This is a genomic window from Kitasatospora sp. NPDC033851 (genome assembly GCF_055576085.1).
Window position 1 is genome coordinate 42,558 of sequence record NZ_JBVIRL010000025.1, and the last position, 26,105, is coordinate 68,662.

Sequence of the window (26,105 nt, forward strand, 5' to 3'; positions counted from 1 at the left end):
AGCTGACCCAGGACGTGATCCGGGATGCGCGGGATAACCTCGGAGCCCCCCACGATGCGGCCGTCGTATTCCTCTCCCTGGAACCGAACGACCTCGGACTCTCGGGGTCCGACCCGGTCGACTACCTCCGCACCGTCACGCTCGCCTGGTTCGAGGAGGCTCCGGGCCCGGACGGTCACCTGTCTCGCCAGCTGATGCAGGTCACCTCCTCCGCCCGTGTCAGCGTGGACCCGGGGTCGGACCGTGAGCAGCTGACCCAGGACGTGATCCGGGATGCGCGGGATAACCTCGGAGCCCCCCACGATGCGGCCGTCGTATTCCTCTCCCTGGAACCGAACGACCTCGGCTTGGGGCGCCGGAACGGCTCGGAGCCGATCATCTGAGCGGGGAAGGACGCCTCCTCCGGCTCGGTGACGCCTGGTCGCCGCCTCGGTCGATGAGACCGGCGGGCGGAAGCCAGGGGCCGGCACTCGACGTCGCACTGAACCGGGACAGTGCAACGGGCAACGACGGTGGCTGCCGCGACGAGCCGGGAAATCTGATCGGCCGGCGGCGGACACCAACAGGGCACCGACGATCAAGCCAGGGCCCAGTGCCACCTCACGGCCCTTGGTCAGCAGGAACCTGACCGCGGCCATCGCAATGCCGATGCCAATCTGGGCAACGAGACCCCAGTACAACGCCGCCCAACCCTGAGTGGCCAGGACGGCGGCCAGACTCGCGGCCCGTCGGGCACTCCGGCCGCCGGCCCGATCGGCCGGGCGGCGGGGGCGGCCGTTATCTAGTGCTGAGCTTGGATCGGTGCAGGCCAGGGTCTATTCCCTGACTTCAGGCACGTAAGGCAGGTGTAGCTATGGCGCCCCTGCCATTGACTTGCCAATGGTAGGGGTGCCATAGTCGTGGTGTCGGGTGGACGTGCCACCCGGGGACCGAAGGGCAGCCATGAACGCCATCACGGGTACCGTCGTTGTCGACTTCTACGAGAGCGGCTGCGACCTGCTGGTTCTCACCGAGAGCGGAGAGTTCACCTTCCTCGACCGCGACGGCCTGGACGGTCCCGACGCGGGCTCGTACCCCTTCATCCGCACTCTGGAGGGCATCGAGGTGCAGATGCTGTTGGCGCGGGAGGTCATCGAGGCCAGCGACTGGTTCCCGGACGCGCTCAACGACCGCGGCGAGCTGGACCCCGCCGTGGCCGAGGAGATGGCGGGGATCATCACCGCGGACGGCATCCTGCCCGGCCGTGTCGCCAAGGCTGCCGCAGCCGGCAAGGCTTGGGCCGACTCCGAGAAGGAGACCAACCGCCTGGCCCTCGAACGCGCCCGGGCCGTCGCCGAGGTGGTTGGTTTCGCCGCCGGCAACCAGTCGGAGGCCGCCCGGCACCTCGGTCTCGACCAGTCCACCGTCAACAAGCTGGTGAAGAAGGCGGCCGCGGCCCGGTCGGCGAACGCGTGACTGGTGTTCAGCCGGAGGAGGATGGCCGGCTGGAGTGCCTGGAGTGCGGGAGCTGGTACCGGCTGCTGGCCCCGCACCTGGCCGCGGCCCACCACATGACCAGTGCCGAGTACCGCGAGGCCCATCAGCTGCCCCGCAAGCTCGGCCTGCGCGGCCGGGACTTGGCAGACCGCGCCCGCGAACAGGGCCGTGCCCGGTACGCCGCCCGAGAGGACATCCGCGCGGCGATGGCCGACGGCCGGCCCGGCGGCACCCCCCCCGGCACCGGCGGCGCAGTGCGGGGTCCCAGTGGGCGGCCGTCCCGGTCACGGGCGCGTCGCAGTGCGGGCAGGTGCGGCGCCATCCCTCGGAAACGGTGAACGCGAACACCAGCGGGCGAACGATGAGCGGCCGGCTGCGAGCCCCCAGGGCGGGCTTGGACCAGAACGGCGGGGGAGTGGTTCATCGCTCTTCTTGAACCAGCGGAGGCAACAGGGCCCGGCCGGTGGTCACCGGCCGGGCCCCAGATGGTGAGTGGGTCAGCGGACCCGGGCGGCGGGCTTGGAGGTGAGCCGGGCGATCAGCTGTTCCGTCTCGTCCTGGAGCATTCCGTCCCATCCCATGTCGAGGGTCATCTGCCGGACCTGGTCGATGACCTTGCGCACTCCGGCTTGGTTGCCTGCCCGGTGCTCGATGCGCATCCAGCTCCGGTAGAGCATCTCGGCGGCGGGCTCGACGTCGAGTCCGACGGCGACTGCCCGGCGGGCCGCCTCGATGTCGAGGACCTCGTCCTGGATGCGCAGTGTGGCCGCGGCGTGGGCGGTGTCTACGATCTGGCTGACCATCGTCTGTACGAGCGGCGCCGCCCAGGTGTGGGCGCCAGCCCCGCCGAACGGGCGGCCGCGGACGAGATCGAGCGCGGCCTCCAGGTCCAGGACTCCGGCCGCCCCGTGCGGAAGTCCGCGCTGCGCGAGGTAGCTGAAGGTGGCGTAGTCGCAGGTCACCTCGGGCGACAGGGCGTACTGCTCGACGCCTTTCGGCTTGGGCCGCAGGTACGGCTCGCTGTTGGAGTCGACGCCCAGCCGGCGCCGGAGGCGGGACATGTGGGTATCCATCGTCGACTGGGTCCACGGCGATACCGGGTCCATGTTGTTGGCGATCGCGCTGTAGCCCCGGTCGGACTTGAAGAGCAGCAGCGCTGCGAGCAACACCAGCTTCGGCTGGATCGGCGCATCGCCGATCCCGGTGATGCGTAGGGGCCCCAGTACCTGCACCTGCGGAGCGGAGCCCTCGGCCGGAGCGGGAACGTCGCGGACTACGCCCACTCGCGGCGGAACCTTCGTGAGCTGGGGGGCAGCGGCGGCGGCGGGAGCCTCGCCCGCAGGGGCCTCGGGGGTCTCCACCGGGCCTTCGGCTTGGGCTGGCATGCTCTCCTCGTCCCGCTCGGCGGCGTTCGGCTTGACCGGCTCGGCGGTCTCCGGGACCAGGGGCTCGGTGTCGGCCTGGACCGGGACGGTGGCAACGGGCACCTTCTCCTCGGCTGTCTGCGCCATGTTCTTCTCTTGTTGCTCGTCCTCGGACGTCGTCTTCGCCTCGGCAGGGGCGTCCGGCAGGGACAGGTGGCTGCGGAGAGCAGCGCCGCCCTTCTGGAGGGAGGCGGGGCCGAAGACCTTGCGGTCGGGGTCCGGGACCGTGGCCCAGGCTCCCTCGGCTGGGGTTGCCGCCTGCGCGGCGGTGGTCAGGCCGGCGGTCAGCTGCCGGTAGACCTCATCGCTGACGCGCTGGAGCACGACCTCGGCGTCCAGCGACTCAAGCGACTGAAGCTGTGTCACGAGGTTCGCGTCCAGGACCTCGGCGTCCGGGAACAGGTCCCGCGCCTGGCCAGCTGCGGGCAGGACCGCCGCAACGCGCACCCCGGCGGGGACCTTGCCGATGACGTCCGCGAACTCGTACAGCTCGTCTGGCGACGGGATGCTGGAGCACACCACCATCCACGGTTGCGGCTGCTCGCCGCCCTCGTGCTCGGCCTGGTGCACCTCGACCATCACCCGGGCCAGATCCGCGGTGGCGGCGGCCAGGCGCGGGACGAACATGCTTCGGCACTGGGGGAGGAGCTGTTGCAGCTCGAGCCCGAAGCCCGCGGTCATGATCTCGATGTGGTCGGCCCACAGAGCAGTGCCGGCCTCCATCGCGATTGCGCGCGCGACTTCGCGCACGTGCTGTTCATCGCCGTCCAGGAGTAGCACACGGGCGTGGCACAGGTCGGACAGCAGCAGGGTGCCGTCCTCAGCGGTGCCGATGGTGGCCAGGCTCGGGTAGGGGGCGGGGATGGTGCGGGCTTCGTCGGGGCTCAGCAGAACGGCCCGGTCACCGCGCATTCCCCACCAGCCGCCGGGCCGGTCGGTGAACGGGGACAGGGCCTGCGCGTCGGTGTCCTCGACCAGGATCTCCACCCTGTCCTGCTGGACTCGTGCGCCGATGATCTGCGGAAGGTCCTGCGGGTGCTGGTGGGCGAGGGTGCGCAGCGCGCGGTCCAGCAGGTCGACCAGGACGGGGGAGGAAGTGCGGTCGAGCACCATCTCGGCCTGGCTCGTTTCCTGCGGCATGGCGATCTGCTCGCCGGGGCGCCGGTCACGCTGCTGGGCGCGGCGGCGGAGGGCGAGGACGGCCAGGGCGCCTGCGCCGAGAAGGGCGGCGATCCCGCCGATGCCCTGCTGAACGGAGATCGGCGACTGGGTGGTGTCCTTATTCGAGGCCCGGGTGACCGCAGGCGGTTCGGGGGCGGGGGTGGGTGCTGCCGGGGAGATGGCCTCGGGGGCGGCCGCTGCGGGCTGGCTCGGGGCAGGGGACGGCGTGCTCGGTGGCGGTGTCGGAGCGACGGGGGGAGGGGCAGTCTCAACCGGTGCCGGGGCGGGCATCGGTGCGGACACCGGCGCGGGGACAGTGGGTGTGGCGGTCGCCGAGGCGGGGGCCGGGATCACGATGACATCCCCGGGCTCCAGCTCGTTGGGATCGGACAGATGGCGGCCGTCGGGTTGCACGGTCGTGCGAGTCGCCTCGAACATCTGTGGGTAGGCGCCTGCGTCGCCGAGCTCGCGTTCGGCGATCCCGGAGAGCGTCTCGCCTTTGTGGACCGTGACCGTGTGCTCGCTCTGGCCAACCTGGGAATCCACGGCTGGTGCGGCAGGCGCCAGGTGGGGCACCTTCGCATCGGCGGGCAGGCGAAGGACCATGCCGGGCTGCAGAAGGTCGGCCGTGTTGACCTGCGGGTTGAGGTCGGCGATCTCTTGCCACCGGGCGCCGTTCGTCAGGTAGTGCTGGGCGAGGTCCCACAGGGTGTCGCCGGCGACGACGTGGTGGACCGGACCAGCCCAGGCGTCCGGAGCCGCCGTCGGGGCCGGAACGGAGGCAGGGGCCGTGGTGGCGGCAGGTGAGGTGGCGACGACGGGCGCGGCGGAAGCCGGCTGGGGTGAGGCGAACGCGGCACCGGCGGGCAGGAGCATCGCGACTCCGGCCACCAGTCCCGCCGCAAGGCGCTGTGTGGCGCCGAGGGCCCGCACACGGGGGGCCCGCCGGTGCCGCAGGAGTGCGGTGATCTCGACGATGGTGGAGCAGGCGAAGGACAGCCAGCCGGCCCAGCCGATCAGGGTGAGCGCGCCCATGAAGAGGCTGCCGTTGTCCGGGCTGGTCAGCGCATTGGTGACGTCGGCCCAGCTCGGAACCTGGTGAGGCAGCGCGCCGGTTTGCCACAGCAGGACCGGTACGGCGACGAGCAACGCGACCAGGGCCGCGAGCGAGAGCACGCCCCGCAGGGCGGCGGTGAGGCGGGAGACGGTTCGGCGGGGCATGGGGGTTAGCCTCCCTGGACGATCAGTTTGGCGCTGCCGTGCCCGGTGACGGTCATGTCGCCGGGCCAGAAGAAGGGGTGGTAGGTCTCGGTGACGGTGACGTTGATCGACCCGTCGGCACCCCAGCTCACTGTGCCGGCGACGCCGGCGCTGCGGAGGTAGGCGACGGCTGCGCTTTGCGCGGCGTTGCGGTCGATGCTGACACCGCCGCCGGAGATCACCTTGCCGGCGTCGACGGCCTGCGCTCCGGTACGGGCCGCCTCCTGGGCGCCGGCTTCGGCGTGGTTCAGCGCCCGGAGCTTGCCGGCACCATCGATCACCAGGGCGATCAGCAGCATGATGACGACGCTCACGATCGCGACGAACAGGGAGATGCTGCCCCGGTCGCCTGCGGGGCGGCGCCGCGCAAGGATCCGCCGCAACAGCAGTTTCCAGGACGGGGGCGTCATGCTGCGGGCCTTCCGCGGTAGGCGTCGATCGACGACGTGAAGCTGCCGGTGGCCGTGGTGCTGCCCGGCAGGCCTGGGAACGCGACATCGGACAGGGCCACGGTGCAGCGGACGCTCACCGTAACGGAGGAGGGCGTGCCGAGGGGCGCCGCGAACCCGGTGGTGGGAACGGTGACCGCGAGACCGGCACAGGTGAGGCCCTGTTCCTGGAAGGTCTGCTGGGCCACGCGCACGGCCGCGGCACGGGCGGACGTCCCGTCACGCTCCAGGGAAGCGGCGCGCGCCGCGTTGCGCGCGGCGTCGTCGACGACGTTGTGGGCGAGGTGGACACGGCCTGCGGCCACGATGATGAGCAGCATCCCGAAGATCACGGGGGCGAGGATGGCCAGCTCCAGGCTGGCGCTGCCCCGGTCACCGCGCCGTCGCATGGCCGCGAGCAGCCTCTGGGTGAGCGTCATGGGGCGGTCACCCGTTCGCGGGCGGCGGAGGCGTGCTGGCGGACCGGCAGGCTGAGCCCGGGAATCCAAGTGCTGACGGTCCCGCTCACCTCGATGCGCACGGTCGGGCCGTCGCTGCCGGTCACGGACCGGTCGCTGATGGAGGAACCGGCCCGGGACAGGAAATCCTGGGCGGCGGCGGTGCCCTGACCGACAGTCCCGCCCTGGATACGCGCGCGTTCGACACCGCGCTGTGCGGCGGACAGGGCGACACTTCGGGCGTGGTACCAGAGACCGGTCTGGATGATCGTGAAGATCGCCAGCATGACGATCGGGAAGACGATGGCGACTTCGAGGCTGACCGCGCCGCGGTCCCCGCCGGGCCTGCGGCGTCGCGGCTTTCGGCGGGCCCAGGGGGCCGGGCGTGGTGTGAGCATGGACTTCTCCTGCGGGAACCGGTGAAGGGTCGGTGGACTACTTGATCGCGGCTTCCTTCTCGGTCAGCTTCGTGCCGATGTAGGCGGCCAGGCCGATCGCGGCCAGGACGAGTCCGCCGATGAGCAGCGCGAGCTCGATGGACATGCCTCCGTAGTCGCTTCCGCGGGCGCGGGCGGAGCGGGCGGCACGCAGCCGGTAGAACTGGTGGCGCATCTTCACCTGGAAGGCCTGGGCGACGGGGTCGGAGAACTCGGGCATGACGAAGGTCCTTTCGAGGGCAGGGTGAGGGCCGCGGTCAGGCGGCCATGATCTGGGTGATGGCGGGGAAGGCGATGTACAGCCCCATGATCAGGACGAGGGCCGTCACGGGGACGATCATCTTTTCGGAGACGATGTTCGCGCGGGTCTGCTCCTCGGCGAGCAGGGTGCCGCGCAGGCTCGCGGCCTGGGCGGCCAGGGTGGTGTAGACGGACGCGCCTTCCTCGCCGGCGATGGCCATGATGTCCGCGGGTGCGCCGAGTTCGGGGACGCCGAGTTCGTCGCTGAGCTGGCGCAGGCCCTCCCAGGGGGAGAAGCCGCCCAGCTCGGAGCGGGTGAGGGCATCCCTCAGGCGGACGAAGACCCAACCGTCGCCGATCGCTGCCGCCTTGTGCAGGGCTTCTGACGGTCCGGCGTCAGCGGCGCGTTCGAGACACACGAGTTCCAGGTAGGAGGCGATCCCGTATCTGAACTGGCGGCGGGCCTCGCCGGCCTCCTCCTTCACGTTCATGTCGGGCACCATCCACAGCAGCGGCGCGAGCCCGAGCGAGACCAGAGCGGGCACCGTGAACGGCAGGCTGCTGCCGGCCAGGGAGATCACGGCGGGCACCAGAGCCGGGAACAGCAGGCCGATCAGGGCGAAGCCGATCTTCTGGCCGAGGTGGTACGCAGGGGTTCGGCCCAGAAGCTCCAGGTCCCGGCGGGGCATTCGGAAGGGGCCCTCGCCGACCTGGCCGAGCAGGCGTCCTCCGAGGCGCTCCAGCAGGGAGCTTGCAGCTCGGACCGGCTTCGGGTCGAGGTGCTCCAGGCGGCGCGCGTCCATACGGCGCAGGACGTCCCCGAGATCGGGGCGCGCCCGGGTTGCTCCTGCCACGGTGACGGCCACGCCCAGGCCGGTGACCGCGCCTGCGGCGATGGCGGGTGCGTTGGCGATCACCGGTGATCACCCTCTCGGTCGGCTGCGGGCGCGAGGATCCGGGGTGCCGGCTTGGCCAGGGACATGCGGCGCATCCAGATCAGGACCAGGACGAACGCTGTTGTCAGGGCGAGCAGGAAGACATGCCCGGTGGCCGTGCTGTAGGGCTCGACGTACTTGCCGGAGACGACGCTCAGTCCGAAGACACCCAGGCAGATCAGGGCGATCCACCGTGCGTTGGCCCTCGGCTTCTCCCGGTCGGCTTCCACGGTCTCGCGCATCCGTACTTCCTCGGCCACCTGGTCCGCCAGCTTCTCCAGTGCCCGGCCCAGGCCTGCGCCCCGGTCCTCGACATGACCGATCATCAGCGCGGCGACGGCGTCGGCAGTCGCGTCGTTCAGCTCGTCGGCGAGCGCCCGGTAGGCCTCCTGCGGCCGCCATCCGGCCCCGAGCCGGGCTGTCAGCCGCGAAATCTCGGAGACCAGCTTCGGCGGGGTACTGCGCAGACTCGCCGTGACCGCGGCTTCGAGGCTGGTGCCGGCGGTGTGAATGTTGCTGAGCCGCCGGACCCACTCCTCAAGAGCCTTCAGGCGTTTGATCTGCTCGGTGCTGCCGCGTCCGGGCTGCAGGATCCACGGCATGCCGATGACCGCGGCGGCGGTCAGCAGGCCACCGAGCATCCAGGAGGACACCAACCACACGGCCAGCCCGGCGACTGCGGCCGCGGCGAGAACGAGGCGGCCGCGGCCGCGCAGCCCGGCCGACGCAGCGGCCAGGCGCCGCTTCAGCGGGCCATCGGGGCGGGCCACGGGGGGTGCGTTCGTGCCCACTGCACCTGCCACGGCCACCACGATCCCCAGCACGGCGACCGTTCCGCCGACGGCCGCGACCAGGACATCAGGGGTGATGATCACAGCTCTGCCACCGTCCGCAGCGACTTCTCCCAGGCCCCCCACGGCTGCTGCATGATGCGGCGGTCGAGACCCGCCCGCTCCAGGTCGCCGATGCACTGCGGGAGCATGTGCGGCACGGCCCGGGGCTCCCGGCGGCCGGACGGCTCGTAGCGGGGGCCGAAGATCGTCTGGCGGGACGGGATTCCGCGTTCGCCGACCCCGGTGATCTCGACGATGTGGGAGACGAACCGGTGCCGGCTGCCGCCGATGGCTGTCTCGTCGACCAGGCGGATGAAGACGACGAAGTCCACGGACAGCGCGATCTTCCGGTAACCGGACTCGGCGCTGAGACCGGCCTCCTCGACGAGCTCGACCAGCCGCTCGATCGTCATCTCCGCCGACTTTGCGTGGATGGTCGCCATTGACCCGCCGTCGCCGCTGTTGAAGGCCTTCAGCATCGGCAGCGCCTCCGCACCACGGACCTCACCGACGAGGACCCGGCGCAGCGACATGCGCAGCGACTGCACGAACAGGTCGGTCAGGGCCACCTCGCCGATAGGACGGCCGTCGGGGCCGCGCTCTCCGTTGCCCAGTCGGGCTTCCAGGGCCACGACCTCGGGAGCGTTGGGATCCTCGTGCAGCCACAGCTCGAAGCTGTCCTCCAGGGTGCCGATCCGCTCGCTCCGGGGGATTTCCAACGCCATGGCGCGCATCAGGCTGGTCTTGCCCGCGCCCATGCTGCCCGCGATGATCACGTTCTTGCGGGCCCTGACTGTGGCGGCGAGGAAGGCTTCCAGCGTGGAGTCGAGCGTGCCCCAGGCCCGCAGGTCGGCCAGCCGCTGGGAGCGGGTGCGGTGACGCCGGATCGCGACGTGGGTTGTGTCGCTGATGAAGGCGGTCGCCGCGAGCCGGGAGCCGTCCGCGAGCCGGGAGTTGAGCATGGGAGTAGCTGACGTGAGGGTGCGCTCGCCCTGCCCCTGCGTGCGTACGACCTGGTTGATCAGGGAGATGAGCTCCGCCTCGGACTCCGCGACGGGGCCGACCTCGCGGGAGGCACGGTTGCGGTAGTCGACGCGGACCTCGGTGCCGCGGATCAGGATGTTCTCGACGTCCGGGTCCTCCAGCAGGGGCTGCAGGCGTCCGGCCTGGAAGAGCTCCTGGAGGACTGCCTTGCGGACGGCCTGTTCCCCGGCTGTGGTGAGGGCGGCCGCGGTGGCGGCGTAGTCGGTGGCCCATACGCTGACGACGCTGGTGACCAGTGACTGGCCCAGCTGGAGCCGGTCGTCCCGGGACATGCCGGGGGACTCGGCGGTGGCGGCGGCCAGCCGCTCGGCGACGAGGGACCTCAGCTTCGCGATCTCCCCGTACGGCACGGGTAGCGCGTCGGCGTCCGTGACGACCACTGGCCCTGGCCGGATCTCGGGAGTGACCGGACCCGGGCGGACCGGGGCAGCGGAAGGCGCCTGCTGCGGGGCGGCCGGGCTGACGACGCGCCAGCCCTGTCCTGCCTGCCCCGCCAGGAGTGCGTCGCGGAACCGGGCCGTGCGGGAGCCGCCTTCCTCCACATCAGCGGAGGGAGTGATGAGGTCAGACACGCGCCACCTCCTGGGCCGGCCTCGGAGCCAGCTGCACTCGGCGGCGGGTGGCATCGAGGGTGAGCTGCTCGTGAGCGGTGCGCGAAGCTCGGATCAGCGGCGCCAGCTCGAACCGGCCCCGCACCGAGCCGCCCGAGTCGAGCGCCGTGGCAGTCGCGAGGTCATGAGGAAGGGTCGCCACCACCGGGACGTTCAAGGCATTTGCGATCTGGCTGGCCTTGAGCGGGCCGTCCTCGATCACCACGAGCCGCAGTGCACCGGAACCGGCGCCCTGCCGGTCGAGGTCCTCGCGCAGCACCCGGATCACGGGGGCGGCCGTCGCCACCGACTGGGTGCTGGCGCGGACCACGAGCAGGACCAGGTCAGCGCGGCGCAGCAGCGGCGCGGGGGAGTAGGTGGAGCTGATACTCGTGGCTGACTCGACGACCACGCGGCCGGCGTCGACCAGGACGTCGTAGCCGTCCTCCTCCATCACCCGCAGAAGGCGGTGCAGCGGATCCCAGGTGCCGGCCAGGGACGGGGTCTGGGTCGGATCGGTCAGACCGGGCAGCAGCAGCCGCTGACCTGCCTGGTCGAGCGGCACGAGGTGCTGCTCGAAGACCTCGGCGAGGGTGCCGTCCCGCTGGGCGGTTGCCAGGCGGTGCAGGCCGGTCGCGGCAGTGGGGTGCCCCTGAAGGTATCCCGTTCGGATGGTCCCGCCGGCCGGGTCGCACTCGGCCAGCAGCGTCCGTTTCGGGCTTGAAAGCGCCAGAGCCAGCGCGGTGGTGGTGACTCCGCACGACTTCGCGGAAACCATGGCGGCGAGCATCAGGGCCTCGCCTTCAAGACGAGGGCGATGCGGCCCGTTGCCGCCCACGACGCGACGACCGGACTGTCCACCGGGCTGACGGCGAGGTCGACGACGCGTGCCCCGTTGGCGTCCGGTTCACCGACCTGCAGCACGACGGCGCCGATCGTGGACGGGCGTGCGGTCGGGGCGCCCTTGTCGTCCTGCGGCCCAGGAGTGGACACGACCTGGACCTCGTCGCCGGCCTGCAGAGATTGGGCAGGCGACTGGCCGGCCTTCGTGAGGACTCCGACGGTGTCCTTTCCGGCCCGCAGCGGCTGGCCGGAGCGCACCGAGGCGTCAGTGACGAGCGTGCCGGCCGGAAGGTCCGCGGCCGCGGCCTTCCCGAGGATGTCGTGGGCGCGGGAGACCGGAACCGGGTGCAAGGCGGGGTCCGCGATGACGAAGGCCGACCTGAGGTCGTCGGCCGCGATGACCTTCCCTGCCGGGATGGGGTGCGCCACGGCGATCACCTCCACCCGGTGGGCGGCCTTGAGGTTCACATAGGCGGAGGACAGGCCGCCGACGGCGACCAGGGTCACGCCCAGCGCGATGAGCGCCGGCCGACGGCTCCGGCGCGGCCCCGGGTCTGCCACGGGCAGCGGCCCGGACTGCTTGTCCTTGGCGGCGTCACCGGCCGGGGCGCGCCGCGGCCTGGTCAATGTTGAAGCCATTCGAAAACCTTCAAGTGTCAGATGAGTTGACGACGTAGCGGTGCCGCGCGCGCCTACTGCGTGTTCAGTGCCTGGGCCTCGGCGATCGTCACCGCAGTCGCCGACTGGCGGTCGGTGGTGATCCGCCCGCCCTGGCCCGTGGTCGCCGTCCAGTCCACGACCCATTTGCTCGTCGCGTTGATCGCGTACTGGCCGGCCTTGGTGTAGGTGTGGCCGCACTCGGGCTGCGCGGCGCCGTACTCGGGCAGGTAGGGCTTGCCAGGGCTGCGGCAGGTTTCTGTCGCGCCGTCGCCGGTGGTCCAGATGATGCGGTCCACGTGCGCGGTCGCGGTCACCGTAATGCCACCTGCTGACACCGAGGCCACCTTCGGGCCCCAAGTCGTGTCTTTGACAGCGGTCCACAGCCACACTGGCAGCCCGACCAGGCTCGTCGAGCCCGGTTTCGGGGCGATGCCGATTTCCGCCCCCGTCAGGCGCATGCTCTCGACGGCCTGCTGCGCCAGCTGAGCCGGGTCGACCATGCCGCCCAAGCCGGGAGGGGGAGTGGCGCTGTAGATGTCACCGCTCATCAGCTCAGCACCCTTGGCCAGGCACGTGCGGCTGTACAGCGCCCCCTGGCCGGGCTGCCAGTCGGCCGGGGTGCCGGCCGCGATCTTCCAACGGATGCTGTCCGCCGGAGGCTGAGGGTCCAGGGCCTTCCAGTAGCAGCTGTCGTTCGGGTTGAACCACCCGTACTTGTCGACGGAGCAGGCGACCTCGGCGCCGTCGATGACGCACCGTGCGCCTCCTCCGCCTCCGCCGCCTCCGCCACCGCCGCTCGGACCGCCTCCTCCGCTGCCGGGCTTCGTCGTTCCGTCACCCGCGTGGAGATCACAGTCGAGCACGTTGGGCGGGCAGCCCGTACCGGCGTCAGCCCATGCCGCCGAGGCCGGCAGCATCACGGCGGCCACCGACAGGACCCCGGCGGCCACCGCCGCCCGGGCGGGTCTCAGCACGACTGCTCCCGGTCGATCGCCGACTCGCCAATCAGCCACTGGCCGTCGATGCGCTGCGCCACGGAGTTGTAGACGTGCCGGTGGACGCCGTCCGTCTCGCTGGGCTTGCCGGTGGTCTTGTTGGCAGGCAGGAAGTCCGTGCTGTCGATGCAGTCGCGGATCGTGACACGGGGAGGCATGGAGGCCAGATCCACAGCCTGAACCTGCGGGTTCAGTTTGGGCTGGCCCTTCACCACGAGGTTGTTCTTGGTGTAGTAGGCCACGGCGATCTTGATGTTGGCGAGCGCCTTGTCCCGGGTGTACGTCTCCAGGTTGTCGACCCCGTCGAGTGAGCCAGCGTTGTACGCCTTGACCGTTACGTCCCACATGCCCTGGTAGGCCACCAGCGCGGCGGTCTTCGCGTCAGCCGTCGGGTCGGCCGTAGGCGTGGGCGCCGGAGAGGGCGGGGCTGCTGCGGTCGAAGGGCTCGACGGTGCCGCCTCCTTGTGCGGTGACGATGAACAGGCCGTCAGCGCCACGGATCCTGCGACCAGGGCGATGCACACCAGACCCTTGCGTCGTAGCGCACGTGCCACGTGAACCCCCTCGATGTTGTTCGGTCTCGGACCAATCTCGAGCGGACCGCTCGTCAAGTGGAGTGGCCCCCCATCCCCTAACCCCGCGGCCCCCTGTGGCGTCACCCTCGCGGGCTCGGCCGGCGGCGGTGAAGGCGGCCTGCCGGCCCCCTGGGGACGGAGAAGTCGCTGACTTCACAGTGGTACCGCTCCGTCACAATAAGCCAGTTTCGGCCAAGATCCCAGAGCTATTTTGCGTGTGTGCTGACCGAGGCAGACGACATCTCCTGTAGCTGGCAGGAAGGTTGCGGCATTTGTCTCAAGCGCGCCCGCTTCTGCCGTAGCCGACCTCGGGGCGCCGTGCCCTTCGACAGCCAACCATCGTGGCTTGAAGCAGCCGCTCTGTCCTGAGTACACGTACTCAGAACAGAGCGGACACCGGACCATGCCCCCGACAACGTGCGGCCAGGGACCGTCGAACCGCATGCTCAGGCCGACCCAAGGACGGCTGGAACCGCACGCGGCCCGACCCCAGGACTGTCTCCAAAATCACCTATTCAGCCCACCCTGCAGGCCGTCCAGGACTACTTGCGCTGGGGCCTGCCCGCCCCACGCCGGCCCTGCCGACCCGCCCGGCCAGCCCCGGCCGCGACCGGTGCGCTCTGCGCACCGCCGTCAGGCGCCGCAGGCTTCTTCGCCGACGCGTCCGCAGGCTGCTTCCGATCCGCCTGCAGCTGTGTCCCGTCCGCAGCAATGAGCGGCTCGGGGCCCGTGAACTGGAGCACCACGTCATCCTGAGCCGCCGCCCTGTCCAACAGCTCCCGGAGGCTGCGCGAACCCATCCGCTCGTCCGCCGCCTCGACCATCCCCGCCACCTTCTTCGGGCGGTAGTACGTCGAGAACAGCTCGGAGACCTGAACACCCTGCACCCGCAGCGGACCCACCCGGTTGCCATCCGCGGTCACCTGCACGTAGTGCCAGAACCGGGGAAGATCAGCGATCTGACCGGGCGACACCGCGCCGTGCCACTCGTCGGCCACCGCGCGCACCGCCGACATCGAGCCCGACGTCGTGCTCACCACGCTGGAGTTCTGCATCACCGACTCCCGCGTCGTCTGGCTGATCCGGCCGAGCAGCTGCGCCATCACGTGCAAGCGGCCCTTGAACTTCCTCAACTGCTCGGAGATGGCCGCGAAGGTCGGCCCACCCGCCGGGTCCAGCGAGATCAACTCGTCGGCGAACGCATGGAACGGCCGACGCGCGTCCTCCTCCAGGTCCCGCCGCGACAGACCCGCGCGCAGCAGGTCCTGCATGATCATGCTGACCAGCAGCCGGTCCGACGGCCCGGTGCCCTCCAGGCACAACCACACGATGTGCCCCCCGTCCATGGCCTCCCGCAGGTCGTACGTCCCCACCGGCGACCCCAGAAACGCCCGCGTCACCTCGTTCGCCGCCAACCGGTCGATCGGGTTCAGCACCGGACCCAGTACCTCCGCCACCTGGTAGGCCGCGAACGTCGACCGCCACCACTTCCGCTGCTCCGGGCTCAAGTGCTTGATCAGCGCGTCCCGCCACTCCTTATCCGTCAACAGTGTCCGGACCTGCAGCAACGTCGCCTGAGCGTCCGGCCGACCAGCCTCGATGGCCCGCTGGTTGTGCACCACCAACGCCTCCACCGCCTTCGTCACAATGGTCAACGCACGCGGCGCCGCCGCATCACTCCAGCTCAACGACGTCGCCAACGCGTCCACCGCCGCCGTCACCACCCGGTTCACGCTGCGCCCCGGCTCCATCGCCAGGATGTTCCAGCACGGCAGTACCGCCCCGGGCTGCTCCGCGCGCGCCAGGTCGACCCGGCGCACGCGGTCGGCGAACACGGGGTGCGCCAGGTAGGGCGCCGCCGTGGTCCAGCTGTCGCCGTGCGGGTCCACGAACATCACGCCGAACCCGGCGGCGGCCAGAGCGATCGCCCGGGTGAGCGCGGTCTCGGTCTTGCCGTAGTTGGACTTTCCCAGCGCCATGGAGAAGAGGAACTCCTCCTCGCGGGTGGCGATCACCCGGCTGCTGCCGTCGGAGTTGATGAGCCGACCGTGCGGCACGAGCGGCTCACCCGGGACGTAGTCGGGCAGCTCGGAGGCGAGGATCGGCATGACCGCGTGGGCGGTCGGGGGCTTGAGAAGCCCGGCCAACTCGCCGACGTGCAGCCAGTTCGGCTTCCGGGGGGCCACCTGCCCGCTCGTCCACCTCCGGTCGAAGGAGGCCCGCCGGTGCCAGCTGTTCGCGCCCCAACTCCACTTCAGGAACGACCGGCCGTCCACGCCGAGTCGACTGTCCTGGCCGAACACGTCGAGTCCCGCGCTGAGGCGCTCCAGCAGCTGCCGGGCCCGACCCTCGCTCTGCGAGGCGCAGCGCACCAGCAGCTGGATGCGCACCAGGCCCGTGTCGCTGTGGAGACGGCCCAGCGCCTCGGCCGGCTCGACGGCCCGCGGCCGCGGGGTGGGCATCCGCGCCGACGGTGACTTCGCCTTCGGGTCGAGGAGGCTGAGGAGCTGGTAGCGCAGCGAGTCCTCGGCGTCGGCGGCGACGATCGCCGCGTTGCGGGCGGCCTTGCGGGCGGCCTTGCGGCTGTTCTCGTGCGCCTCGTGCATCAGCCTCCAGCGGCGCAGCTTCATCTGCCAGGCGGGAATGGACTGGATGTCGAGGACGACTTCGGCGAGGTCGCCCTTCTCGGAGCGGATGTCGGCGACGGCGTCGATCAGCGGCTGCAGGGGGTCCGGGTTCAAGGGGACCTCGCGCAGCGCGGCGGAGGGACGTCCCTTGAGGATGAACTCGGCGCGTACGGCGTGCAGACGTTCGTCCGGCTCCGGCTTCGCCAGGTTGACCTTTTGGCCCTGGGCCTTGGCGGCTTTGGCTTCGGCGCGCCGCTGCTTGGCCTCGGCCTTGAGCCGCTTCCGCAGCGCCTTGTCCTTGTTGTCTCGCAGGTCCTTCGCTGCCTGCTCGGCCACGGGGTCCGGCGGGGCCTCGGCTTCAGCGACGTTCACCTCCTGGAAGCGGCTGTCGCTGAGCAGGGTCGCGGCGGCCTTCGGTCCCTCGATCGCGTACTCCAGGGGGACAGTGCCGTCGGCGCGCAGGTGGAGGCGGACCCGGCGGGCCCCTCTCGGCGCCCACCACGGGCCCTTGCCGGCCGCGCGCATCAGCAGCGCCGTCTGCCGCCAGATGTCCTCGGCGCTCGGGTCGAACCTCCGACTGGGCGTCAGGACGAATCGGCTGCGCAGCGCGAGCGCACGGCGGGTGAGGAACTGGTGGAGCAGCCTCGCGGCGATAGCCGGAAGAACCAGGATCGCCAGGAGCAGCCCGGAGTGGTCCCCGCACCAGGCGGCCGCGTCGGCCAGCCAGGAGAGCACCGACTGTGCGGCGTGCAGGGCGGTGAGCAGGATGGTGTTGTCGTGCTTCGCGGGGGCGGGGTGGTTCATCGGACCGGCTCCCAGGTGCTGGCGGTGCGGGTGAGGTGGACGGTTGCGGGGCGGTGGTCGCCATAGGAGCCGGCGGGGGTGGTGCCCACCCACAGCAGATCCACCTGGACCCGGTCCGGCCTGTCCTGCTCGGTGTGGGCGGCGGTGGCCTGGATGCGCACGTTGCTGTAGTAGAAGGAGGCGGCGGGGCTCTGTTCGGCGGGGAAGTAGCCGGGCCAGCGGCTTCCATCCATACCTCGCCGGCCAGGTGTGTGAGCTGGGCGGCGTCGGCGGCGGGGAGGTCGCTGGGGCGGTCGCGGGTGAACGCGGCCTGGATGGCCGCGTCCCCCTCGGGGCCGTCGCCGGCAGCAGCGATTCCCGAGGGCATGGAAGCGGCTGGGGGCTGGATGCTCGCCGACGGCGTGCTCGCGGAGACGACGGCCGGAGCAGGAGCAGGAGCTGGTGTTGCGGTGGCTGGAGAAGGTGCCGCTGTCGGCGACTGCTCCCTGCCGGCGGTGACGGGCGGTGCGGGCTCCTTGGCGGCCGGCGCTGTCGTCGCGGGGGCGGCAGCCGGGGGCGGGGTGAGCGCTCCAGGGACCAGCAGGGCCAGACCCGTCACCAGCAGCAGGGCGGCGCCCAGAGCAGGCAGGAAGACAGGGTGTTTTGACATGATTTGAGGTGATTCCTTCACTGGATGACCCGGGCTCCGCCGGCGTAGTCGTAGCTCCAGACCGCGGCTTGCTTCACGTGGTCACCGGGCTTGGGGGCGTTGATCATCTGGCCGCCGCCTATGTAGAGGCCGACGTGGTAGATCCCCTCCGAGCCGTTGCCGAAGAAGACCATGTCGCCTGGTTGAAGGGCGGCGATGCCGGCGGAGACGGGGATCCGCTGGCCGATACCGGCCTGCTGGTCCGCTGTGCGCGGCAGGTGCACGCCGACCTTGCCGAACGCGAACAACATCAGGCCGGAGCAGTCGAACCCCAGGACCTTGGAGCCGTCCTGACCGCCCTTCGAGCAGCAGACGCCGTACGACTTTCCCTGCTCGTTACCGCCGCCCCAGGAGTAGTCGACGCCGATCTGGCTGGCAGCGGCGTTGATGACCTGCTTGACCGTGTCGGAGACGTCGCCGGTCGGGACGCTGCTGCCGAGGCTGGTGTACTGGTGGATCCAGCCGATCACCTCGTCCACATACGCGGACGAGTAGTTGTAGGAGTAGATGGCCTTCTTGAGCTGCTCGATGTCGGTCAGGTCTCGGCCGTCGCCGCACAGGTAGAGGGCAGTCGCAAGGCTCTCGTCGTCCGCGTTATTTGGGTTGGCGCCGCCGCCGGGGCGTACCCGGTCTGCGTACCCGGCGAAGGTTGCGGGGAGGAACTGCATCGGGCCGACCGCGTGGTCGAACTCGGTGTCGCCATCCCACTTGCCGCCGTCCGAATCGCGAACTGGCGTCGTGTTCCCGCCCTTGCCCGAGCCGTCCAGCCGCAGGCCGATGATCGGCGGCGTGATGAGTCCGTCGTCAGCGATCTTGTGGCCGTCGGCATGGTCCGACTCGACCTTGCCTATCCCTGCGATCACCTGCCAGGCCATGCCCCTGCAGCCCGGGACCAGCGTGGACATCATTCCGGCCGCCCGGACGTAGGCGGTCATCATGCGGGCGGGGATCCCCCCGACCGACGCCACCGGCGCGGTGGAGCCCGGGTCGGCCGGGTCCACCTCGCTGACCAGGGCAAGCGCGGGCACCACGACGACCAGCGACAGCAGCAGCATCCCCAGGCACCCTGCCTTGCGGAAGGACTTCACCGCTCGGTCCCGCCTTCCCTGTCGTTGGCAGGTCCCCCGGCCGTGCCGGGCTCCGAGTAGCCGATGCGGCGGCGCAGTGCCTCCAGTGAGGTCCCGCTCGGTTCGCGCAGTACTTCCGGGCTGACCCGGCGAAAGACCGCAGGGTCCATTCCCGCCGACAGCCCGTCGAGGATTTCGCCCGTGGATGTGTCCACCAGCAATGTCCCGTCCACCACCACAGCGGGCGTGGGGAAAGCACCGGGGCCCAGTGCGCCTCGCAGGTCGGACGGACCGGTGTCGACCGCGGCGGAACTGAAGTCCTGCGCGTCGGCGGCGGGGTCGTCGGCAGGCTGCGGGGCTGCCGGTCGGCCAGCGTGCAGCACGGTTCCACTGGGGTTGGAGCCGGCCTCGTAGAAGGGGTAGTCGTCGCCGCGGCCGCGGGCGTGCTCCCAGGGCTCGCCGGCGCGGGTGTGCCGGGGACGTTCGGGAAACGCGGCAGCGGTGTCGGTGACGTCCTGGCCGTGCAGCAGGTGGGCGGCGGCGACCAGCGGGGCGGCGGCGAGACCGGGAGCGTGGACTCGTCCGGCGATCGCTGCGGCGTAGTAGGCGTAGTTGTAGCCGGTCTTGACGGCGTTGTAGCCGCCCTTGGCGATCTTCCCGGCTGTCACGACGTCCTTGGACCAGTCCTTGAGGCCCGCCTTCTCGTCGCCCCACCAGCTCTTCGCTACCTGGGTGTAGTGGGCGACCTGGTCGTCGACCTTGTTCCACATCCGGTCATTGGCGCGGTTGACGCGCTCCCAGGTCGCGGGCAGGCCGACAGTGAGATCGAAGCCCAACTTCCCGGCCTGGCCGCCCCGGATGGCCAGGCGGCCGACCCGGGTGCCCAGCAGCCGGTTATGCAGGACGTGACCGAACGGAGTGACCTCATTGCGCGGATCGTGCAGGATCTGGCCGTTCTCGTCCACGACCATGGGGCCCTTGCCACCCTCGGGCTTCATCCGCCTGGCGAGCTTGTCCGGCGGCAACGGGTTGCCGACGACCAGCTGGTGGGCCATACGGCCGGGCAGCGCGAGGGCCGACATGCCGCGGCGCAGCTCGCCTGCCGTACCGGCGAGCATCGTGCCGGCGCTCATGGGGCCGAGGCCGGGGTCGGCGAGCGCGCCGAGCCCCTGGGCGATACCGGCTTTGCGCATCAGGGCGGCGTGCGCGGGGGAGCCGCCGCCGAACATGCCGCCGCCGACTCCGAGTCCGAGGCCTCCCGCTGCGCCGCCGTAGCCGCCGGGCGCGAGCCCGCCCATGGCCTGGGACATCGCCAGGCCCAGCCGGGCGTCCTCGCCGGACATGGAGGAGCCGCCGATCCTGGCGTAGCGCATGCGGGTCGCGAAGCGCTCGCCCACGCGGCCGGCCGCCGCCAAGATCCTGCGGTGGGATACCAGGACCACGAGCGCGAAGCCGTCCAGGATCAGCAATCTTTGGATCATGACGGTCTGCTGCGGGGAGTTGAGGATGCCGTCGGCGCCCAGGGCGAACATCGGGAGCATCGTGGAGACAGCGAACTCGGTGACGATTCCGGTCATGAAGACGCCGCTCCACTGCCAGGCCGCCCTCCTGTTGCCGCCGGGCAGCATCGCCCAGATCAGGGCCACGGGCGTCATGGTGGCGGCGATCACGTCGGCGAACTGGCAGCCCAGGTGGACCAGCGCCATGCTCAGCACGACGATCGCCACGATCAGCACGGCCAGCAGTACCAAGGCCACTCCGGCGGTTCGGTCCCAGTCGGAATTGACCGCGAAGTTGTAGACGTCCTTGCCTTCCTGGCCGTGGCCGTCCTTCAAGTCCTTCTTCAATGCGTCCCACCCGTTGGACCCGTGGTCGCAGGCCACGTCCGAGCCGGGAAGCGGCAGCACGTCGTCGCAGTTGCCCTTGGTGGCCATCTGCCCGTGGATGTAGCGGTCGTGAGTTCCGGCCAGCCAGCTGCCCTTCTGCGGGATCTGGCCGTACTGCAACAACTCGAACGGCTGCACGACCAAGGTGCGAGTCATGATCACCCGCATCGGGCACGACGGGTCGTCCTTGTCCTTGTCCGAGCTGCATCCCGGGTCGGTGCCGTTGATGTTGGCTGTCATCTGGCCGACTTCGTGCGCGGCCAGCTGGCTCTGCGCGAGCGGGCCCTGGGGGCCCAGGATCGAGTGGGGGGAGAGCGCGGGCAGGGTGACGGTCGTGGCGAAGAGCAGGGTGAGAGCGATCTCGCCGAAGCCGCGGCCGATCTTTCCCCGCATCACCAGGATCAGGCCGACGGCGAAGCCGGCCGAGAGGAAGAGGGTGTAGAGCCGCAGGTCGTTGCCCATGAGGCTGTAGAACGCCTTGCTGAGCCGCTGGGCGGTCTCGACCAGCGTGGACACGACCGGGAAATTGAACACCCAGTGGCTCGTCCAGCACATCAGGCCGACCAGCAGCCGCACGATCGCGAAGCCACCGCCGATCAGCAGGTTGCACACGTGCGATCGGATGTCCGTGGCCCCGCCGGGATCTGACTTCAGGTCGTAGGAGTCGAGCGGAGCGCCTTCGGAGGACTCGACGTTGAGCGGGGCGAGGATGCCGCCGGTCTCGGGGGTACCGTCGTCGGCCCCCGCGAGCTCGGCACCGGCGAGCATGAACAGCACCGTCATCCCGATGGTCATCAGGACCGTCCGGCGGCCCGGCCAGTACGCGGCCAGCCAGCCGCCCGCCGTGCGCGCCCGCCGCCGGACCGCGCCAGACAGGGCCTGAGCCCGGCGGACCGCGTCCGCCCACCTGGTTGCGCGGGTCATCGGGCACCCGCCGTCTCCAGCACCTTGCCGCGTCCGGCCAGCGAGGTGTCCTTGCCCGGGGTGGTGAAGATCCCCGCGTAACGCGCGATCCGCGGGACGATCACCTGGATCTGACCGATCCGGCCGCGGCCGTCGTGCAGGAGCATCTCGCCGACCCGCCGCCGGTTGCCGGTCGGGGACAGGCCGGTGACCAGCTGGACCAGCGACTCGTCCTCGCTGGGCAGGTTCAGGAACGCCAGGCCGCGCCGTGCCATCGCCTCATCGCCGGTGCGGGCGAGTAGCCGGTAGGTGATCAGGCCCTGGATGGTCTCGTCCCCGAGGTCGAGCGCGTCGTGACCGCCCAAGTACATGCCCGCCCAGTGCTTTCGGCCGTCGTGCGCGAGCTCCTTGACCAACGCGTGGCCCTCCGTGCTGCTGGTGAGCCAGTAGCACTCGTCCATGACGACCGGGCAGAACCGGGTGCGGTCGGAGAACGCCACGTGACGGGAGATCGCGGCGATCACGTACAGGACCGCGCGGCCGATCAGGGCCTCCAGCGGCTGGGTGCGCAGCACCTCCGGCCGGGCCAGGGCCTCGCGCGGAGGCAGCGTCAACCCGGAGGTCGTGAAGACGACCAGGTCCCCGGCGAGGTTGCCCAGGTCCAGAGCAGGCAGGGACGGATCGAACAGCATGGCCGCGAGCGGGCGGTCCGAGACGGTGTGCAGCAGGTCCAGCACCTCGGCGGCCGCGTCCCCCCTCGGGCCGCTCTCCTGAGAGATGGCCTCCAGCTCGGCCAGGACCAGACCCATGTACGGGCGGGGCGCGGCCGCGGCGGCCTTGACGGCCCGGCTGACCGCCGCGCCCTGCAAACTCATCGGCTCCAGGCACAGCTGGAGGTTCAGGTAGGACAGCGCCGCGGCCTCGCCCTGCGCCGGCGGAAGGACGCGCAGCGGGTCGATGCTGACCTCGGCGCGCGCGGCGTCGATCACCTGGCTGCGCCCGGGAGCAGCGGTGCGGGCGAAGTCCGCCCATTCGCGCTGAGGGGTTCGGTCGATGACGATGGCCCGGTGCCCGCGGTCGACGACGTCGGCCGTCAGCCGCTTCAGCAGCACCGACTTGCCGGATCCGAGATCGCCGATCACCGCCAGGCTCGCGGCGGCGTCGCGCAGCGGCGCGCTGGCCAGGTCGAGCAGCACCGGCCGGGTGGTGCCGACGTCCAAGCTCTGGGCGATCATGCTGCCGGTGCCGTCGCCGATCTCACCGCTCGTCAAAGGGCCCGACAACGCGAAGTCCTCGCTGAGCTGGTACTGGGTGCACTCCCTGGCCCGCCACGCCGGGGCGGCGCCGGGCAGGCCGAGCGCGAACAGTCTCTCCTGGCCGCCCCGCGGCCGGATGACGCCGTAGTCCGCGCCGGTCAGCCGGGCCTTGAAATTACGGGCGCGCTCGTCGCACTCCTGCGGGGTCGGGCCCCACACGGTGAGCACCGTGCGGGACTGCACCTCGCGCTCCACGCTGGTGCGGCCCAGCCGGGCCTCCTGCTCGCCGAGCGTCTCGACCGCCCCGTAGATGGTGTCGGGCGCGCCGGTCGGGTGCGCCGCCCACTGATCGGCCTGGTCGACCAGCTCCTTCTTTTTCCGGGCGATCTGCCGGCGGGCCTTGGCCGAATCCACGATCGTCAGGTCGATCACCGCGTCGACCGGGTACTCCAGCCTCTCCAGCTGCGCGAGGATGTCCGCGCTGGACTCGATCACTGCCTCCGGGATCTCCTCCAGCCCCATGTGCGACTGGTAGCCGGTTCCGTCCTCGGTCTCGACCTCCAGCCACAGCTGGCTCAGCGCGCTGCCGTCGAACCGGCTCGCCAGCCACCGCCGGACGCCCACCCACAGGCCTTCGCCCTGCTCCCGCCCCTCGGCCTGGGCGGCCGCGTCGCCGCCCTCCAGCACCCGGACCTGGCCCAGGCTCGCGTAGCTGGGGCTGCGCAGCTGCGCGCCGACGAGCTTTCCGCCGCGCTGGCGGCTGACCTCGGCGTCGGCCAGCAGCGGCTCGGCCTGCCCGCGGTGCACCGCGTGCTGGTGCATCCACACGATCTCGGCGGGCCGGGCGGGCCGGATCTGCAGGCCGCCACCGAAGCCGGTCTCCAGCTGCCGGGCCACTCCCCTATATAGGGTCACCTCGCTCTCGGGCACCGGAGCGGCCGCAAGCCCGGCCTGCTCCTCGACCGCGGTCCACATCGCACCCCGGGCCTGCGCCCACTGCGCCGCCCGGCCCGGAGCCTTCAGCGGCACCGCCAGCCACAGCGTCCGCCGGTGCATCTCGCTGCCCTCCAGCATCGCCTGCGAGATACGGGCGATCTCCTCCGCCTCCGGGTGGGCGTCCAGGTCCACCCCGGCCGTCATCCGCGCAGCGACCTCCCACGGCTCGACCCGCGCGCACAGCGAGTACAGGCGCGCCGTCCCGCTCAGGGAACGGACCAGGGCGGTGACCCGGGAGAGAACCTCCTGGCGCTCCAGCGCCGAGGCGTAGCGGCTGCCGATCGGCTCGATGCGCCACACCGCCCACACCGTGCCGGACACGGCCCACACAAGGTTGTTGTGGATGTGCCTGATCGCGACCCTCATGGCCGGTCCTCCCTCGTGGACGTCGTGGACGTGGTGTCGGTACGCGCCGCTGCGGCGGCGAGCATCTGCTGAAGGGGTGTCATCGCCGTCCCCGGCCGGGCCGCGGCGGGCTGCGACGCCGGGCTTGCCCGGCGGGCCGGGGCGGGGGATGGCTGCGTGGCCGGTGACGGCGGCCTGCTCTCGGCCGGAGCCCCGGCCGACTCGCTCTGCGGTGCGACGTCGTCGTCTTCCCGGATGCCGAAAGCGCCGGTCATGACCACCGGGCGAAAGCTGCGCACGGCCCGGCCGTTGATCCGCCCGCGCTTGGGGGCGGCGGCCATGGACAGTGCATCGGCCAGGGCAGCGACCGGGGAGCGGCCGGCGATCCGTGAGTGCCGCGCGGCCCAGATGCCGAACCCCCAGGCCACGACCGGAACCGGTCCCAGGACCGGCGCCCACCAGGTGGCCGTCTTGATCAGCAGGAAGGCGCCGATCGCCGCGACCGCGAGCTGGGGCGGGGTGTACGGACCCATCGGGATCCGCCAGTCCCCGAGCTTGCCCAACACCCACGGGTGCCTCCGCGCGCGGGTGTACGAACGGCCGATCCTGGGACGCGCGGCCCCGCTCACAACGCGCCCTGGAAGGCAACTGTCGGAAGCGGGGGAGCACCGATGCTCGGGTCACCGGGGATCTGCACCGAGGTCTTGCCCGGGTCCTTGTACTCGGTCTGGAACATGTCGCTGATCACGAACCGACCCGCGAAGATGCTCCAGCAGATGACCAGTCCGACAGCCCCACCGATCGCGCTCTTGATCGACATCTTGCGGATCGCGTGGATGATCAGGATCCCGCCGAGAGTGATCATCAGACCGTTCGCCACCCAGTCCAGCAAAGTGCTGCTCCAGCTGTTGCCGAAGTTCTGGACCGCACCGGCCACAACCGTGTCGTGAGCAGCCATCACCGCGCCCCCGCCGTAGTCGAAGGAGCCGGCGAGGGCGAGGTACCCGAGCCGGAAGAAGAAGAGGAAGGAGAGGAGAGGACCGGGGCGAGGGAAGCGACCTCCCACCGCCCGGCGCGCGCCCGCAGACGCAGCGGGTAGGTCAGCGGCCACGCGCCCGCGGTGTCGGTCGCGAGGACCTGAGCCTGGACACTGATCACCGTGCCGTCGGCCGGCACGGACGGCACCGGCCCGCTGGACCCCAGCGACGCCAGCGAAACCTTCGAGTACGAGGCCGCAGGTGCGAGGACCTTCGCCCCGGGGGCCAGGTACCGGCTGGCGTCGCCGGTCCCCGTGAGATAGGCCGTCAGGTACCCGGCCACCGCCTGCTGGAGAGGGCCGTCGCTAATGACCGACCCGTACACCGGAGCGGACGGGTCCCCGGACAGCGCGGCCGGAGCAGCCACCTGAGCCGGCGCCGCAGTGACCGCCAGCGCGTCCGGCGCTCCGCCCGAACCAGAGGACCGCACCACCTCCACCGGCACCGCGAAGTACCGCACCGTCCGCACCCGGTTCTGCGCGTCCTCCCCGCCCTGCGCAGAACCCGGACTCTGCGCCGAACCGGTCGGCTGCATAGAGCTCGCCGCGCCGGAACCGCTCTTCGCGCCCGCTGCCGGCAGGAGCATCGTCGCCGCCACCGTCACCTGCCAGGTGCGCACTCCAAGCGGAGCACTGCGCACCGCCACCACACGCTCAACGGTCGCCTGCACACCCGAGGCGGGCCGCGGCAGCTCCACGCTCGGCGCCATGGTGCGCAGAGCGTCCAACTGCGGACCGTCCTGGGAGCTGCGCAACCAGAGGTCGATGAACTGCTCGGCGTAGCCGCTCGGCGGGGAGACCGCGGGCGGCGCAGCGACGGCCGGGGCCATCGGCGCGGCCGCCGCGCCACGGAGCGCGGCGAAGGACAGTCCCAGGGCGATGGGGCTGGCCGCCAGCGCCGCCCATACGCCGGTTCGGATCGCGAGGGTGCGGCGCTGGGCGCGTCGCAGGTCCCCGTCCGAGGCAGCGGTGGCAGGGGCCGGCGCGCGGTCGCGCCGGGAGAACAATGGACTCACGGGGAGGCTCCAGGGTCAGTGGATCAGCTGTCGACCGAGGGAACCCCGCACTCCTTGACGTACTCCTTGATGATCAAGGCTCATTGGATAACGCCTTTGCAACGGCGGCCGTCAAGGCTCTG

The 26,105-nt window shown here is 71.1% G+C and carries 23 protein-coding genes; 3 read left to right on the forward strand and 20 right to left on the reverse strand.

Features of this window, described 5'->3' with window-relative positions; translation table 11 throughout:
* The 3 genes from ACZ51D_RS34170 to ACZ51D_RS34180 all read left to right on the forward strand — a co-directional run.
* Positions 1-383 (forward strand): hypothetical protein (locus ACZ51D_RS34170; RefSeq protein WP_465664456.1); only part of this gene is annotated, 383 nt, incomplete at its 5' end.
* Between the two features lie 559 nt (positions 384-942).
* A complete protein-coding gene (locus ACZ51D_RS34175; RefSeq protein WP_465664457.1) occupies positions 943-1,455 on the forward strand; it encodes a hypothetical protein in 513 nt (170 codons plus the stop codon).
* Positions 1,452-1,814, forward strand: coding sequence for a MucR family transcriptional regulator (locus ACZ51D_RS34180; protein ID WP_465664458.1), 363 nt, complete (start codon positions 1,452-1,454; stop codon positions 1,812-1,814). Before ACZ51D_RS34175 ends, ACZ51D_RS34180 begins: the two co-directional genes overlap by 4 nt.
* Before the next feature lie 159 nt (positions 1,815-1,973).
* Here the strand turns inward: ACZ51D_RS34180 and ACZ51D_RS34185 are convergent, their stop codons facing one another.
* From ACZ51D_RS34185 to ACZ51D_RS34280, 20 genes are all read right to left on the reverse strand, one after another.
* On the reverse strand, positions 1,974-5,282 hold the full coding sequence (locus ACZ51D_RS34185) for a LysM peptidoglycan-binding domain-containing protein (RefSeq protein WP_465664459.1): 3,309 nt from the start codon (positions 5,280-5,282) through the stop codon (positions 1,974-1,976).
* A 5-nt stretch (positions 5,283-5,287) separates the two neighbouring features.
* A complete protein-coding gene (locus ACZ51D_RS34190) occupies positions 5,288-5,731 on the reverse strand; it encodes a pilus assembly protein TadG-related protein (RefSeq protein WP_465664460.1) in 444 nt (147 codons plus the stop codon).
* Positions 5,728-6,189, reverse strand: a complete 462-nt coding sequence (locus ACZ51D_RS34195; RefSeq protein WP_465664461.1) for a TadE/TadG family type IV pilus assembly protein — start codon at positions 6,187-6,189, stop codon at positions 5,728-5,730. The genes ACZ51D_RS34190 and ACZ51D_RS34195 overlap by 4 nt, the downstream gene beginning before the upstream one ends.
* Entirely contained in the window at positions 6,186-6,605 is a 420-nt protein-coding gene (locus ACZ51D_RS34200; protein ID WP_465664462.1) for a TadE family protein, read from the reverse strand. The genes ACZ51D_RS34195 and ACZ51D_RS34200 overlap by 4 nt, the downstream gene beginning before the upstream one ends.
* A gap of 37 nt (positions 6,606-6,642) precedes the next feature.
* Positions 6,643-6,864, reverse strand: coding sequence for a hypothetical protein (locus ACZ51D_RS34205; protein ID WP_360500856.1), 222 nt, complete (start codon positions 6,862-6,864; stop codon positions 6,643-6,645).
* 37 nt (positions 6,865-6,901) lie between these two features.
* Positions 6,902-7,801 carry a type II secretion system F family protein gene (locus ACZ51D_RS34210; protein ID WP_360500853.1) on the reverse strand — a complete coding sequence of 300 codons (900 nt, stop codon included), beginning with the start codon at positions 7,799-7,801 and terminating at the stop codon, positions 6,902-6,904.
* Positions 7,798-8,694: a type II secretion system F family protein gene (locus ACZ51D_RS34215; RefSeq protein ID WP_465664463.1), complete on the reverse strand. Its 897-nt coding sequence runs from the start codon at positions 8,692-8,694 to the stop codon at positions 7,798-7,800. Before ACZ51D_RS34215 ends, ACZ51D_RS34210 begins: the two co-directional genes overlap by 4 nt.
* Positions 8,691-10,268: a CpaF family protein gene (locus ACZ51D_RS34220; protein ID WP_360500848.1), complete on the reverse strand. Its 1,578-nt coding sequence runs from the start codon at positions 10,266-10,268 to the stop codon at positions 8,691-8,693. The genes ACZ51D_RS34215 and ACZ51D_RS34220 overlap by 4 nt, the downstream gene beginning before the upstream one ends.
* Entirely contained in the window at positions 10,261-11,064 is an 804-nt protein-coding gene (locus ACZ51D_RS34225) for a MinD/ParA family ATP-binding protein (protein WP_465664464.1), read from the reverse strand. The genes ACZ51D_RS34220 and ACZ51D_RS34225 overlap by 8 nt, the downstream gene beginning before the upstream one ends.
* An 11-nt stretch (positions 11,065-11,075) precedes the next feature.
* Complete coding sequence (locus tag ACZ51D_RS34230) at positions 11,076-11,768, reverse strand: SAF domain-containing protein (RefSeq protein ID WP_465664465.1); 693 nt, start codon at positions 11,766-11,768, stop codon at positions 11,076-11,078.
* Between the two features lie 53 nt (positions 11,769-11,821).
* A complete protein-coding gene (locus ACZ51D_RS34235) occupies positions 11,822-12,718 on the reverse strand; it encodes a hypothetical protein (protein WP_465664466.1) in 897 nt (298 codons plus the stop codon).
* Positions 12,719-12,756: 38 nt separating this feature from the next.
* The gene (locus ACZ51D_RS34240) at positions 12,757-13,281 is read right to left on the reverse strand and encodes a hypothetical protein (protein WP_465664467.1); all 525 of its coding nucleotides are present in this window, start codon (positions 13,279-13,281) and stop codon (positions 12,757-12,759) included.
* A 620-nt stretch (positions 13,282-13,901) separates the two neighbouring features.
* Positions 13,902-16,790, reverse strand: coding sequence for a type IV secretory system conjugative DNA transfer family protein (locus ACZ51D_RS34245; protein ID WP_465664468.1), 2,889 nt, complete (start codon positions 16,788-16,790; stop codon positions 13,902-13,904).
* On the reverse strand, positions 16,787-17,023 hold the full coding sequence (locus ACZ51D_RS34250) for a hypothetical protein (protein ID WP_465664469.1): 237 nt from the start codon (positions 17,021-17,023) through the stop codon (positions 16,787-16,789). Before ACZ51D_RS34250 ends, ACZ51D_RS34245 begins: the two co-directional genes overlap by 4 nt.
* Positions 17,024-17,456: 433 nt before the next feature.
* Positions 17,457-18,533 (reverse strand): C40 family peptidase, encoded by a 1,077-nt coding sequence (locus tag ACZ51D_RS34255; RefSeq protein ID WP_465664470.1) that lies wholly within the window; start codon positions 18,531-18,533, stop codon positions 17,457-17,459.
* Positions 18,534-18,562: 29 nt separating this feature from the next.
* A complete protein-coding gene (locus ACZ51D_RS34260) occupies positions 18,563-21,355 on the reverse strand; it encodes a hypothetical protein (RefSeq protein WP_465664471.1) in 2,793 nt (930 codons plus the stop codon).
* Complete coding sequence (locus ACZ51D_RS34265; RefSeq protein ID WP_465664472.1) at positions 21,352-23,952, reverse strand: ATP-binding protein; 2,601 nt, start codon at positions 23,950-23,952, stop codon at positions 21,352-21,354. Before ACZ51D_RS34265 ends, ACZ51D_RS34260 begins: the two co-directional genes overlap by 4 nt.
* The gene (locus ACZ51D_RS34270) at positions 23,949-24,497 is read right to left on the reverse strand and encodes a hypothetical protein (RefSeq protein ID WP_465664473.1); all 549 of its coding nucleotides are present in this window, start codon (positions 24,495-24,497) and stop codon (positions 23,949-23,951) included. The genes ACZ51D_RS34265 and ACZ51D_RS34270 overlap by 4 nt, the downstream gene beginning before the upstream one ends.
* Positions 24,498-24,556: 59 nt before the next feature.
* A complete protein-coding gene (locus ACZ51D_RS34275) occupies positions 24,557-24,889 on the reverse strand; it encodes a hypothetical protein (RefSeq protein WP_465664474.1) in 333 nt (110 codons plus the stop codon).
* Positions 24,889-25,983, reverse strand: coding sequence for a hypothetical protein (locus ACZ51D_RS34280; RefSeq protein WP_465664475.1), 1,095 nt, complete (start codon positions 25,981-25,983; stop codon positions 24,889-24,891). The genes ACZ51D_RS34275 and ACZ51D_RS34280 overlap by 1 nt, the downstream gene beginning before the upstream one ends.
* Between the last annotated feature and the right edge of the window lie 122 nt (positions 25,984-26,105).

Excerpts from the sequence above, each read along its gene's own strand:
- ACZ51D_RS34175 (WP_465664457.1), top strand. The coding sequence starts at position 943 with ATGAACGCCATCACGGGTACCGTCGTTGTCGACTTCTACGAGAGCGGC.
- ACZ51D_RS34225 (WP_465664464.1), bottom strand. The coding sequence starts at position 11,064 with ATGGTTTCCGCGAAGTCGTGCGGAGTCACCACCACCGCGCTGGCTCTG.
- ACZ51D_RS34250 (WP_465664469.1), bottom strand. The coding sequence starts at position 17,023 with ATGGATGGAAGCCGCTGGCCCGGCTACTTCCCCGCCGAACAGAGCCCC.
- ACZ51D_RS34265 (WP_465664472.1), bottom strand. The coding sequence starts at position 23,952 with ATGAGGGTCGCGATCAGGCACATCCACAACAACCTTGTGTGGGCCGTG.
- ACZ51D_RS34255 (WP_465664470.1), bottom strand. The coding sequence starts at position 18,533 with ATGCTGCTGCTGTCGCTGGTCGTCGTGGTGCCCGCGCTTGCCCTGGTC.
- ACZ51D_RS34190 (WP_465664460.1), bottom strand. The coding sequence starts at position 5,731 with ATGACGCCCCCGTCCTGGAAACTGCTGTTGCGGCGGATCCTTGCGCGG.
- ACZ51D_RS34275 (WP_465664474.1), bottom strand. The coding sequence starts at position 24,889 with ATGGCTGCTCACGACACGGTTGTGGCCGGTGCGGTCCAGAACTTCGGC.
- ACZ51D_RS34230 (WP_465664465.1), bottom strand. The coding sequence starts at position 11,768 with ATGGCTTCAACATTGACCAGGCCGCGGCGCGCCCCGGCCGGTGACGCC.
- ACZ51D_RS34195 (WP_465664461.1), bottom strand. The coding sequence starts at position 6,189 with ATGACGCTCACCCAGAGGCTGCTCGCGGCCATGCGACGGCGCGGTGAC.
- ACZ51D_RS34245 (WP_465664468.1), bottom strand. The coding sequence starts at position 16,790 with ATGAACCACCCCGCCCCCGCGAAGCACGACAACACCATCCTGCTCACC.
- ACZ51D_RS34260 (WP_465664471.1), bottom strand. The coding sequence starts at position 21,355 with ATGACCCGCGCAACCAGGTGGGCGGACGCGGTCCGCCGGGCTCAGGCC.
- ACZ51D_RS34205 (WP_360500856.1), bottom strand. The coding sequence starts at position 6,864 with ATGCCCGAGTTCTCCGACCCCGTCGCCCAGGCCTTCCAGGTGAAGATG.
- ACZ51D_RS34200 (WP_465664462.1), bottom strand. The coding sequence starts at position 6,605 with ATGCTCACACCACGCCCGGCCCCCTGGGCCCGCCGAAAGCCGCGACGC.
- ACZ51D_RS34185 (WP_465664459.1), bottom strand. The coding sequence starts at position 5,282 with ATGCCCCGCCGAACCGTCTCCCGCCTCACCGCCGCCCTGCGGGGCGTG.